The sequence below is a fragment of the Streptomyces sp. NPDC029122 genome (assembly GCF_055569445.1).
Genome location: NZ_JBVHWK010000003.1, coordinates 248,303 through 259,800, shown reverse-complemented (window position 1 = coordinate 259,800; position 11,498 = coordinate 248,303). Strand labels below are relative to the sequence as shown.

Annotated in this window: 12 protein-coding genes; 7 read left to right on the top strand and 5 right to left on the bottom strand. The window is 73.5% G+C overall.

The window, feature by feature from the left end:
- Positions 1 to 145: 145 nt before the first annotated feature.
- A complete protein-coding gene (locus ACZ4WZ_RS05795) occupies positions 146 to 700 on the top strand; it encodes an Lrp/AsnC family transcriptional regulator (protein ID WP_386381869.1) in 555 nt (184 codons plus the stop codon).
- Positions 701 to 775: 75 nt separating this feature from the next.
- On the opposite strand, the gene ACZ4WZ_RS05790 is transcribed toward ACZ4WZ_RS05795, so the two are convergent.
- Both ACZ4WZ_RS05790 and ACZ4WZ_RS05785 read right to left on the bottom strand, forming a co-directional pair.
- A complete protein-coding gene (locus ACZ4WZ_RS05790) occupies positions 776 to 1,369 on the bottom strand; it encodes a TetR/AcrR family transcriptional regulator (RefSeq protein ID WP_467885515.1) in 594 nt (197 codons plus the stop codon).
- Positions 1,366 to 2,892, bottom strand: coding sequence for a 3-hydroxyacyl-CoA dehydrogenase (locus tag ACZ4WZ_RS05785; protein WP_467885512.1), 1,527 nt, complete (start codon positions 2,890 to 2,892; stop codon positions 1,366 to 1,368). The genes ACZ4WZ_RS05790 and ACZ4WZ_RS05785 overlap by 4 nt, the downstream gene beginning before the upstream one ends.
- A 168-nt stretch (positions 2,893 to 3,060) precedes the next feature.
- Here ACZ4WZ_RS05785 and paaN point away from each other — a divergent pair, with 168 nt between their 5' ends.
- Positions 3,061 to 4,743, top strand: coding sequence for a phenylacetic acid degradation protein PaaN (gene paaN / locus ACZ4WZ_RS05780; protein ID WP_467885509.1), 1,683 nt, complete (start codon positions 3,061 to 3,063; stop codon positions 4,741 to 4,743).
- A gap of 153 nt (positions 4,744 to 4,896) precedes the next feature.
- Here paaN and ACZ4WZ_RS05775 read toward each other — a convergent pair whose 3' ends face one another.
- From ACZ4WZ_RS05775 to ACZ4WZ_RS05765, 3 genes are all read right to left on the bottom strand, one after another.
- A complete protein-coding gene (locus ACZ4WZ_RS05775; RefSeq protein ID WP_467885506.1) occupies positions 4,897 to 5,655 on the bottom strand; it encodes a TrmH family RNA methyltransferase in 759 nt (252 codons plus the stop codon).
- Between the two features lie 91 nt (positions 5,656 to 5,746).
- On the bottom strand, positions 5,747 to 7,012 hold the full coding sequence (locus ACZ4WZ_RS05770; RefSeq protein WP_467885503.1) for an HTTM domain-containing protein: 1,266 nt from the start codon (positions 7,010 to 7,012) through the stop codon (positions 5,747 to 5,749).
- A complete protein-coding gene (locus ACZ4WZ_RS05765) occupies positions 6,997 to 7,710 on the bottom strand; it encodes a DUF5819 family protein (RefSeq protein WP_467885501.1) in 714 nt (237 codons plus the stop codon). Before ACZ4WZ_RS05765 ends, ACZ4WZ_RS05770 begins: the two co-directional genes overlap by 16 nt.
- A 135-nt stretch (positions 7,711 to 7,845) precedes the next feature.
- On the opposite strand from ACZ4WZ_RS05765, the gene paaA reads away from it, so the two are divergent.
- The 5 genes from paaA to ACZ4WZ_RS05740 are packed head-to-tail and all read left to right on the top strand — an operon-like array spanning position 7,846 to position 11,475.
- The gene (gene paaA, locus ACZ4WZ_RS05760; RefSeq protein WP_467885499.1) at positions 7,846 to 8,862 is read left to right on the top strand and encodes a 1,2-phenylacetyl-CoA epoxidase subunit PaaA; all 1,017 of its coding nucleotides are present in this window, start codon (positions 7,846 to 7,848) and stop codon (positions 8,860 to 8,862) included.
- Positions 8,859 to 9,143 carry a 1,2-phenylacetyl-CoA epoxidase subunit PaaB gene (gene paaB / locus ACZ4WZ_RS05755; protein WP_125813338.1) on the top strand — a complete coding sequence of 95 codons (285 nt, stop codon included), beginning with the start codon at positions 8,859 to 8,861 and terminating at the stop codon, positions 9,141 to 9,143. The genes paaA and paaB overlap by 4 nt, the downstream gene beginning before the upstream one ends.
- On the top strand, positions 9,140 to 9,874 hold the full coding sequence (gene paaC, locus ACZ4WZ_RS05750) for a 1,2-phenylacetyl-CoA epoxidase subunit PaaC (RefSeq protein ID WP_467885496.1): 735 nt from the start codon (positions 9,140 to 9,142) through the stop codon (positions 9,872 to 9,874). Before paaB ends, paaC begins: the two co-directional genes overlap by 4 nt.
- Positions 9,868 to 10,374, top strand: coding sequence for a 1,2-phenylacetyl-CoA epoxidase subunit PaaD (gene paaD / locus ACZ4WZ_RS05745; protein ID WP_467885493.1), 507 nt, complete (start codon positions 9,868 to 9,870; stop codon positions 10,372 to 10,374). The genes paaC and paaD overlap by 7 nt, the downstream gene beginning before the upstream one ends.
- Entirely contained in the window at positions 10,375 to 11,475 is a 1,101-nt protein-coding gene (locus tag ACZ4WZ_RS05740; protein ID WP_467885489.1) for a 2Fe-2S iron-sulfur cluster-binding protein, read from the top strand. It begins immediately after the preceding gene.
- The last annotated feature ends 23 nt before the right edge of the window (positions 11,476 to 11,498 follow it).

Genomic DNA, 11,498 nt, shown 5'->3' with positions numbered 1-11,498 from the left:
TGGGGACGCCACGTGTGAGGCGCCTCACCAACCGATTGTTCGGTCGTTGGCGCAATTTGGCTACAGGCGGCTCCAGGCTGTGGACAAAGTGGCGGCGGGGCCCTGGGATGGGTGCAGGACGTCCAGGAGAGGGAGGCAGTGGGCAATGCCGGATGAACAAATGGCCGGAGCGGGTTCCGCACCGGTCCCACCGGGGGGCGCACCGTCGGGCCCACCTGTCCCGCCCCGCCCCCTGGACCCCATCGACCGTTCGATCATGCGGTTGCTCCAGGCGGACGGCCGGGCGTCGATACGGTCGGTGGCCGAGCAGGTGCACGTCTCGCGCGCCAACGCCTACGCGCGGATCAACCGGCTGATCGACGACGGGGTGATCCGCGGCTTCACGGCCCGGGTCAACCACGAGCGCGCGGGCCAGGGCGCTTCGGCCTACATCACGCTGAAGATCGTCCAGAACTCCTGGCGGACGGTGCGCGAGAAGCTGCGCGAGCTTCCGGGCGCCGCGCACATCGCGCTGGTCAGCGGGGATTTCGACGTCCTGCTGCTGGTCCACACCCCGGACAACCGCACCCTGCGGGAACTGGTCCTGACCCGGCTCCAGGCCATCCCGGAGGTGCTGTCCACGCGGACGCTGCTGGTGTTCGAGGAAACGGATCTGCTGGACCCCGGCCCGTCCGGCGGCCCGGCCCTGGCCGAGGACTGACCGGCCCCGCCCTCACGCAGGACGCGCGGGCGCCCCGGCCCCGCACCCGCGCGGCCGGGGTGCCACCGGGCCGTACTACGGGGCCGGGGCGGTGCGCAGGCCGTCCAGGGCCATGCTGACCACCGCGTCCGCGAGCTGGTCGGGGGTGGTGCCCGGGTGCGGGCGGTACCACTCGACCAGGGAGTTCACCATCCCGAACAGCAGACGGGTGGCGAGCCGGATGTCCACGTCGGCGCGCAGGTCCCCGTCGTTGGCGGCGGCCTTGAGGAGTTCCGCGACCTGGTGGTCGAACTCGCGGCGCCGCTCCAGCGCCCAGCGCTCGGTGCGGGTGTTGCCGCGCACCCGCAGCAGGAGGGTGACGTACGGCAGTTCCGCGACCAGGACCTCGACCGTGCGGCGGGTGACGTACTCGACCCGGGTGACCGCGCGGCCCCGTACGGCGCCCGGCTCCTCCAGGATCGCGAAGAGGCCGTCCAGGGCCCGGCTGACGGCGCGGTGGAGCAGCTCCTCCTTGCCCGCGACGTGGTGGTAGATCGAGGACTTGGAGATGCCGGCCGCCTTGGAGAGGTGCTCCATCGAGGTGCCGTCGTAACCGCGCTCGTTGAAGACCTGGACGGCGACGGACAGGAGCGTCTCCGGGGTGTAGGTGTCCCGCCTGGCCGTGGTCACGCGGTGCCCTCCCCGTCCGCGTCCTCGTCCTCGCCGCCGGCGTAGCCCAGCTTGAACAGTGCCAGCGAGGGAGCGTAACGCCCGCCCGGGCAGCGCTCGTCGAGGTGGTGCAGCAGGTCGTACGCCCAGTCCCGGCCGAGCCGGGCGTGCCACTCGGAGGGGCCCAGCGGGTAGTTGACGCCGAGCCGCATCGCGGTGTCGATGTCCTCGGCGGAGGCCACCCCGCGCGCCACCGCGTCGGCGGTGAGGTCGATCAGCATCGCGACGGTCCGGGCGACGATCATGCCGGGGACGTCACCGATGACGGAGACCTCCTTGCCGAGCCTCTGGAAGAGCCCGATCGCCTCGGCGAGGGTGCGCCCGGTGGTGTCCTCGCCGGCGGACAGCGCGATCCGGGTCGCGTCGCGGTAGTCCAGCGCGAGGTCGAAGTAGACGACGTCGGTGAACTCGACCGAGGTCTTGCCGTCCGCGAGCACCAGCTGGCCCTCGCCCGGCAGCTGGATGTACGGGCCCCCGTGCTCGGTGGCGGTGACCGAGATCCCGGCCTCCTCCATGAGTCCCGCCAGGGCGGCGGCCGGGCCGAGGTCGCCGACGACGGTGACCTTCTCCGGCGCCTCCTCGGGGCCCGCCGTGTGCGGAGCGGGCGGCTGCGCGTCCCCGGCGTACGGGAACCAGCCGTGTCCGGACTTGCGGCCGAGGCGGCCCGACTGGACCAGCCGGCGCTGGGCGAGCGAGGGGGTGAACTTGGGGCTGCGGAAGAAGGAGTCCCAGACGGAACGGGTGACGGCCTCGTTGACGTCCTGCCCGATCAGGTCGGTCAGCTCGAAGGGGCCCATCCGGAAGCCGCCGCTCTCGCGCAGGACCGCGTCGATGGTGGCGGGGTCGGCGCCCTGCTCCTCGTACACCGCGAACGCCTCGGCGTAGAAGGGGCGGGCGATGCGGTTGACGATGAAGCCCGGGGTGTCGGCGCAGCGGACAGGCGTCTTCCCCCAGCCCAGCACGGTGCGGTACGCGCTCTCGGCGGCGGCCGGGTCGGTCGCGTGGCCGCTGATCACCTCGACGAGGGGGAGCAGCGGGGCAGGGTTGAAGAAGTGCAGGCCGAGGAAGCGCCCGGGGTGCGCCAGGCCGGCGGCGAGCTCGGTGACGGAGAGGGAGGAGGTGTTGGTCGCCAGCAGCGCGTCCTGCGGAACCACCGCTTCGAGGGCCGTGAACAGCTCGCGCTTGACGGCCACGTCCTCGACGATCGCCTCGATCACCAGGGCGGCGGGGGCGAGCCCGGTCAGGGCGTCGACGGAATCGAGCCGGCCGACGGCCCCGTCGGCCTCGGCCCGGTCCAGCCGGCCCTTGGCGACCAGCCGCTCGACCCGGCCGGCCACGGCCCGGACGGCCTCGCGGGCCCGCTCGGGCGCGGAGTCGTAGAGGCGTACGGGATGACCGGCGAGGAGGGCGACCTGGGCGATGCCCTGGCCCATGGTCCCGGCGCCGATGACCGCCACGGTGCGAGCGCGCTCGATTGCTGTCATGCCCAGATCCTCCCGCACGCGGTTGTCCACAGGCCCGCCGGGCCCTCTTGTACCGACCGATCGTTCGGTTACTCTAACTCCAGTCTGCTCTTCTTCACCCGCCCCCGCCCGATCCCAGTGCTGCGAACCAGCCTGATCCCGCCCGGCTCAACGAGGAGTTGGTCCCTGATGGCCGCCGAGCTCACCGTCCCCCAGCTGACCGAGAAGCACCGGACCACCCTGGACCAGGCGCTGGATGCCATCCGCAGCCGCGTCTACTGGTCCCCGCACCCCGAGCACCCCAAGGCCTACGGGGAGAGCGCCCCGGCCGACGGGCTCGCCGCCTTCGAGGCCGTCCGCGGCTCCCGCTTCGACCTCGGGCAGCCCGGCACCGACGGCTGGGCGGGCGGCGAGGTCTCGCCGTTCGGCCCGGAGCTGGGCGTGGAGTACCCGCACGTGGACCCGGACGTGCTGCTGCCCGCGATGCGGGCCGGCATGGGCGCCTGGCGCGACGCCGGACCCGAGACGCGCGCCCTGGTCTGCATCGAGATCCTGGCCCGGATCGGCGCGCGGACGCACGAGTTCGCGCACGCGGTCATGCACACCAGCGGCCAGGCCTTCATGATGGCCTTCCAGGCGGGCGGCCCCCACGCGCAGGACCGCGGCCTGGAGGCCGTGGCGTACGCGTACGAGGAGCAGACCCGGGTTCCCGGGCAGGCCGCCTGGTCCAAGCCGCAGGGCAAGAAGGACCCGCTGGAGCTCGGCAAGACCTTCACGGCGGTACCGCGCGGCATCGCGCTGATGATCGGCTGCAACACCTTCCCCACATGGAACGGCTACCCGGGCCTGTTCGCCTCCCTCGCCACCGGCAACGCCGTCCTGGTCAAGCCGCACCCGCGCGCCGTGCTGCCGCTGGCGCTGACCGTGAAGGTCGCCCGCGAGGTCCTGGCCGAGGCGGGCTTCGACCCGAACCTGGTCGCCCTGGCCGTTGAGCGGCCGGGCGAGGGCATCGCCAAGACGCTGGCCGTCCGCCCCGAGATCAAGATCATCGACTACACCGGGTCGACCGAGTTCGGTGACTGGCTGGAGGCCAACGCCCGTCAGGCCCAGGTCTACACGGAGAAGGCGGGCGTCAACACCGTCGTCGTCGACTCCACCGACAACTACAAGGGGATGCTGTCCAACCTGGCGTTCTCGCTGTCGCTGTACAGCGGCCAGATGTGCACCACCCCGCAGAACCTGCTGATCCCCCGCGACGGCATCGCGACGGACGCCGGCCACAAGTCGTACGACGAGGTCGTGGCCGACCTCGCCGCCTCGGTCGGCGGCCTGCTCGGCGACGACGCCCGTGCCAACGCGCTGCTGGGCGCGCTGGTGAACCCGGACGTGAAGGCACGGCTGGAGGCGGCGGCCGGTCTCGGCGAGGTCGCGCTGTCCTCCCGCGAGGTGGCGAACCCGGAGTTCCCCGACGCGGTCGTGCGCACCCCGGTGATCGTGAAGCTCGACGCCGGGAAGCCGGACCCGGAGGCGGCCTACCTCTCCGAGTGCTTCGGCCCGGTCTCCTTCGCGGTGGCGGTGGACTCCACCGCGGACGCCCTCGACCTGCTGCGCCGTACGGTGCGGGAGAAGGGCGCCATGACCGTGGGGGCGTACACCACCTCCGCGGACACCGAGCGGGCCGTGGAGGAGGTCTGCCTGGAGGAGTCGGCGCAGCTGTCGCTGAACCTGACCGGCGGGGTCTTCGTCAACCAGACCGCGGCCTTCTCCGACTTCCACGGCTCCGGCGGGAACCCGGCGGCCAATGCCGCGCTGTGCGACGGGGCGTTCGTCGCCAACCGCTTCCGCGTGGTGGAGGTCCGCCGCCAGGCCTGATGGCGGCCGCCGGCCACCGTGTACGGGCCCGCCCGCCGGCCGGGCCCGTACGCGGTGCCGCGCCCCGCGCCGGGCCGGCCCCGCGGGGCCTCCTGTGCGCGGGCGGCCCGGCGCCCCGCTGTCAGCGCGCGGCGGCGGCCCGGCGCCCCGCTGTCAGCGCGCGGCGGGACCGCCCCAGTGGAAGAGGGTCATGGCCACGCTGGTGGCGAGGTTGTAACTGGACACCTGGGGCCGCATCGGCAGTGAGACCAGGTGGTCGGCGCGCGCCCGCAGCTCGGGCGAGATGCCGTGGCGTTCGGAGCCGAAGGCGAGCAGGGCGTCGTCCGGGAGCGTGAGGGCGCGGATGTCCTCGCCCTCCGGGTCGAGCGCGTACACCGGCCCGGCGGGCAGCTCCTCCAGCTCCATCCGGTCCACGGTGGTCGCGTAGTGCAGCCCGGCCCCGGCGCGGACCACGTTGGGGTGCCAGGGGTCCAGGTCGCCCCGGGTCACCACGCCGGTGGCCCCGAAGCCGGCGGCGAGGCGGACCACCGCGCCGACGTTGCCCAGGTTGCGCGGATGGTCCAGCAGCACGATGGGCGCCGGCCGGGGCGTCCTCGCCAGCGCGGCCCGTCCGGCCTCCCGGCCGGGGCGTACGGCGAGCGCGGCGACCCCGGTGGGGTGCACGCGGGGCAGCAGCTCCTTGAGCGGGGCCCGCCGTACGAGCCGGGCCACCTCCTGTTCCACGTCCGGGGCCAGTCCGGCGGCGAGCTCCCGTACGGCGCCGGGCTCGTCGGCGACCACCGCCAGCACCTCGGCGCCGAAGCGCAGGGCGTGCTTCAGCGCGTGGAACCCGTCGAGCAGCACCACGTCACCCCGGTCGGCGCACTCGCGCCACTCCCGCTGGACCTCACCGGAACCCTGCCGCTCACTCATGCCCCGACCCTACGACGCCCGCCGCCGGAGCCGCCGGGAAGGGGCCGGGAGCGGCCCGGCGCGGGCCCGGCGCGGGCCCGGCGCGGGAGCCTCAGCCGGACTCCCGGGGCGCGGTCCCGCCGGCCGGGCCGCGGGGCGCGGCCACCGGGGCCCGGGGCGGGACCCCGGGAAGCGGTGACGGGTCCGGGGCCAGAGCCGGGGCCGGGGCTCCGCGCAGCGGTGCGCCGGTCCCCCGTGCGGCCCGCGCCCGTGCCGCCGCCCGCGCCCCGGCCACCCGCGCCCCGGCCCACACGAGCAGCCCCGTGGGCAGGAACACCGCGTCGGCGGCGATCATCGCCAGCGAGAAGAACGGCAGCCCCAGCAGCACCGCGATCCCGGCGTGCTCCAGCATCATCACCGCCAGCAGAACGTTCTTGACCCGCCGGTTGAACAGCGCGAACGGGAAGGCCACCTGCACCGCGACGGTCCCGTACGTCAGCAGCATCACCACCAGCCCGCTGCCCGCCATCACGTCCGACAGCCAGGGCCAGGGGGTGAAGTAGTCCAGGCGGAGCGGGTAGTACAGGGCGGTCCCGTCCTGCCACCGCGAGCCCTGGATCTTGTACCAGCCGGCGGTCGCGTAGATCAGGCAGACCTCCGCCGCGATCACCAGCATCCCGGCGTTGTGCAGCAGGTTCGCGAGCACGTCGAGCGTCGCCCGCCGCTCGCCCTCCGGTTCGTGGCGGTCGGCCAGCCACCACAGCGCCGTTCCCGCCCACAGCACCGAGAAGGCGGTCAGCCAGAGCGCGCCGAGGTGTCCGGCGAGCGCCCCGTACGCGAACAGGGCGCCCAGCACCGTCCACAGCACGGGCCCCGCCGCCCCGGCCGTGGCCGAGCCCCGCAGCCGGGCCCGGCGCGCGTCCAGCGACCACACCCGCGCGCAGCGCGTCAGCACCAGGTAGACCGCCATCAGGTGGATGACGTTGTCCCCGCCGTCGCCCATGAAGACGCTGCGGTTCTGGAGCGACAGCACCCCGACCATGAAGAGGACCGACGTCGCCCGCGTCCGCCAGCCCAGCAGCAGCAGCGCGCTCGCGAGCAGGGAGAGCGCGTACACGGTCTCGAACCACAGCGCGGAGTCCGACCACATCAGCACCGTGAAGGCGCGGTTCGAGGCGATCAGCCGCTCGGCCAGCTGCCAGCTCCACGGTCCGTCGGGCCCGTACAGCTCGTGCCGGTTGGGGAACTCCCGCAGCAGGAAGAACAGCCAGGTCGCGGCGAAGCCGATCCGCACGACGGCGCTCTGGTACGGGCCCAGCGCCTGCCCGGTGGCCTTGGCGGCCGCCCGGGCGAGGGCGCCCGTCACACGTTCCACCACGGCAGCTCCCGGTAGTACGTCTGGGTGTCGGTCTTCTCCTCGCTCCAGGGCGGCGGGGCCACGGACCGCGTCGCCGAGCGCAGCTGGATCCGTACGATCCGCTCGCCGTCGGGCGTCTCGGGGGGCTTGACGGCCGGGGTCCCGGCGGTCAGCCGGGCGAGGGCGATCCGCTTCAGGTACTGCTCGGACAGCTCGCCGCGCTCGCCGTCGGGCTTGTTGTCCTCGTCGTGGGAGCCGGTGAAGAAGTCCCAGGCCCTGCGGAGCTCGTTCTGCTCGGTGTGGCTCGGCAGCAGGCCGTGCCGGATCGCCGCGCCGTCCTCGGCGGACAGGTCGCGCCAGTCGCGGGTGACGAGGCCGCCGTCGGCGGTGCGGACCTGGGCGCGGACCTCGACGGCGATGTTCTGCTGGAGCGGGTTGGGCGCGAACAGCTTCCAGTTCTGTTCGAACTCGGGATAGATCCATCCGTCCACGAGCCGCGCGTGCTGCTTGCTGACGGTGTTGGAGGGCGCGACGTGCAGGAAGACCAGCCCCAGGTGCAGGCAGGCGCCGACGCCCAGGGCCGCCGCGGCGAGGGCCGCCAGGACCCGGTACGGGGCGGACAGACCGGCCAGCCCGGGCGCGCGCGACGGGGCTGCGGGAACCGCCGCGGCGGCCGGCGGAAGTGCTCCTTCCGCAGGCTCGCGCTCGTTCGAATCCATCCCGCCCCGATCATCCGGCGTCCACAGGGTTGCCCACAGAGGTTGACACCCTACGGGCCGCCGTCTCACCATTGAAGAGGATGAACCGAACGATCGGTCGGTCGGGCGGACGGCACACTCTGACAGGGGACCGGGATGGTCGCAGTGACCCCGGAAACGGGCACGTCAGGCACGGTGGACGGCGCGGTGGACGGGCAGTCCGCGGACCTCGGCGCACAGCTCCGTGCCGACTTCGACGCCGCGGTGGCGGCGGACGAGCGCGTGGAGCCTCGGGACTGGATGCCCGAGGAGTACCGCGCCTCCCTGGTCCGGCAGATGGCGCAGCACGCCCACTCCGAGATCATCGGCATGCAGCCGGAGGCCAACTGGATCACCCGCGCGCCCTCCCTGCGCCGCAAGGCGATCCTGATGGCCAAGGTGCAGGACGAGGCGGGACACGGCCTCTACCTCTACAGCGCCGCCGAGACCCTCGGCACCAGTCGCGACGAGCTGCTCGACAAGCTGCACTCGGGCAAGCAGAAGTACTCCTCGATCTTCAACTACCCCACCCTCACCTGGGCCGACGTCGGCGCCATCGGCTGGCTCGTGGACGGCGCGGCGATCACCAACCAGGTGCCGATCTGCCGCTGCTCCTACGGCCCCTACGCCCGCGCCATGGTCCGGATCTGCAAGGAGGAGTCCTTCCACCAGCGCCAGGGCTACGAGCTGCTCCTCGCCCTCTCGCGGGGCACCGAGGCCCAGCACGCCATGGCGCAGGACGCGGTCGACCGCTGGTGGTGGCCCTCCCTGATGATGTTCGGCCCGCCGGACGACGAGTCGGCGCACTCGGCGCAGTCGATGGCCTGGCGGATCAAGCGGCACTCCAATGACGAACTGCGCCAGCGCTTCGTGGACATCGCCGTTCCGCAGGCCGAGTCGCTGGGCCTGACCCTGCCCGACCCGGACATCAAGTGGAACGAGGAGCGCGGGCACTACGACTTCGGCGCCATCGACTGGGCCGAGTTCTGGGACGTCCTCAAGGGCAACGGCCCCTGCAACGAACAGCGGATCAGCCAGCGGCGCAGGGCGCACGAGGAAGGCGCCTGGGTCCGCGAGGCCGCCTCCGCGTACGCCGCGAAGCACACCAGCACCGGACGAGAGGTACAGGCATGACGCAGAACTGGCCCCTGTGGGAGGTGTTCGTGCGCTCGCGCCGCGGCCTCTCGCACACGCACGCGGGAAGCCTGCACGCCCCCGACGCGGAGATGGCCCTGCGCAACGCACGCGACCTCTACACGCGGCGCAACGAGGGCGTCTCGATCTGGGTGGTGCCCTCCACCGAGATCACCGCCTCCTCGCCGGACGAGCGGGACCCGTTCTTCGCCCCGTCGGCCGACAAGCCCTACCGGCACCCCACCTTCTACGAGATCCCCGAGGGGGTGCGCCACCTGTGAGCGCCGGCACCGACACCCGTACCGCGGCCGCCCTCGCCCTCGGCGACGACGCGCTGATCCTCTCCCACCGCCTCGGCGAGTGGGCGGGCCACGCCCCCGTCCTGGAGGAGGAGGTCGCCCTGGCCAACATCGCCCTGGACCTGCTCGGGCAGGCCCGCCTCCTGCTGTCCATGGCGGGCGACGAGGACGAGCTGGCCTTCCTCCGCGAGGAGCGCTCCTTCCGCAACCTCCAGCTGGTCGAACAGCCCAACGGGGACTTCGCCCACACCATCGCCCGCCAGCTCTACTTCTCCTTCTACCAGCACGAGCTGTACACGGAGCTCGCCGCCGGGGACGGGCCGTTCGCCCCGCTCGCGGCCAAGGCCGTGAAGGAGACCGCCTACCACCGGGACCACGCCGAGCAGTGGACGCTGCGCCTCGGCGACGGCACCGAGGAGAGCCGGACCCGGATGCGCACGGCGCTCGACGCCCTGTGGAAGTTCACCGGGGAGATGTTCCAGCCGGTCGAAGGTCTCGGCCTGGACCGGGCCGCCATGGAGGCCCTGGAGGCCCGCTGGCTGGCCGCGCTGGGCGACGTACTGGACCGCGCGGGGCTGACGCGGCCCGAGGGGCCGCGTACGGGCGCCTGGGCGGCCGGAGCCGGCCGCGAGGGGCTGCACACGGAGCCGTTCGGGCGGCTGCTCGCCGAGATGCAGCACCTGCACCGCAGCCACCCCGGAGCGTCGTGGTGAGCGCCGGGGCCGGAACCACCCGCCTGGAGGCGGAGCTGGCCGAGCTGGCGGGTTCCGTCCCCGACCCCGAACTGCCCGTGCTGACCCTGGCCGAGCTGGGCGTCCTGCGCGGAGTGCGGATGCACGAGGACGGCCACGCCGAGGTGATCCTCACCCCCACCTACACCGGCTGCCCGGCCATCGAGGCGATGTCCGCCGACATCGAGCGGGCCCTCACCGCCCACGGCATACCCGAGGTGCGGGTCACCACGGTCCTGGCCCCCGCCTGGTCCACCGACGACATCAGCGCGGAAGGCCGCCGCAAGCTGGCCGAGTTCGGCATCGCCCCGCCCCGCCCGCACTCCGCCGACGGACCGGTGCCGCTCACGCTGTCGGTCCGCTGCCCCCACTGCGGCTCGACGGACACCGAGCTGCTCAGCCGCTTCTCCTCCACCGCGTGCAAGGCGCTGCGCCGCTGCGTCGCCTGCCGCGAACCGTTCGACCACTTCAAGGAGCTGTAGATGGCCGCACCCCGCCACGGCGCGTTCCACCCGCTGACGGTGGCGGAAGTCGACCGGCTCACCGACGACTCGGTGGCACTGACCCTCCGCGTCCCCGGGGAACTGCGCGAGGACTACCGCCACCTCCCCGGGCAGCACGTGACACTGCGCCGCCGCGCCGCCGAGGGCACCGAGGTCCGCCGCACCTACTCGATCTGCTCCGCCGCCCCGGCCCCCGACGGCCCCGGACCGGACCGGCTGCGGGTCGGCGTGCGCCTGGTGGAGGGCGGCGAGTTCTCCACGTTCGCGCACAAGGAGGTCGCCGCCGGGGACGTGCTGGACGTGATGGTCCCGGCCGGGCGGTTCGTGCTGGAGCCGGCCGCCGCCCCGCCGGCCGCGCGCTACGCGGCGATCGTCGGCGGCAGCGGCATCACCCCGGTGCTGTCGATCGCCGCCTCGCTGCTGGCGGCCCGGCCCGACGCCCGGTTCTGCCTGGTGCGCAGCGACCGCACGGCGGCCTCGACGATGTTCCTGGAGGAGGTGGCCGACCTCAAGGACCGCTACCCCGACCGTTTCCAGCTGGTCACCGTCCTGTCCCGCGAGGAGCAGGAGGCCGGACTGCCCTCGGGGCGGCTCGACGAGGCCCGGCTGGTGTCCCTGCTGCCCGCGCTGCTGCCGGTCGCGGAGGTGACGGGCTGGTTCCTGTGCGGGCCCTACGGACTGGTGACCGGCGCGGAGCGGGCCCTGGGCGCGCTGGGCGTCGTACGGACGCGGGTGCACGAGGAGATCTTCCACGTCGAGGACACCGCCCCGCAGGTCCCCGCCCGCACCGTCGCGGCTCCGGCCCACGGCCGGGTCACCGCCCGGCTCGACGGCCGCTCGGGCACCTGGCCCGTCCAGGACGGCGAGTCCCTGCTGGACACCGTGCTGCGCAACCGCGCGGACGCCCCGTACGCCTGCAAGGGCGGGGTCTGCGGCACCTGCCGGGCCTTCGTGGTCTCCGGTGAGGTGCGGATGGACCGCAACTTCGCGCTGGAGGCGGAGGAGACCGAGGCGGGGTTCGTGCTGGCCTGCCAGTCCCACGCCATGACGGAGGAAGTGGAGATCGACTTCGACCGGTAGGCCCCTGCCCCGCGGCACCCCCC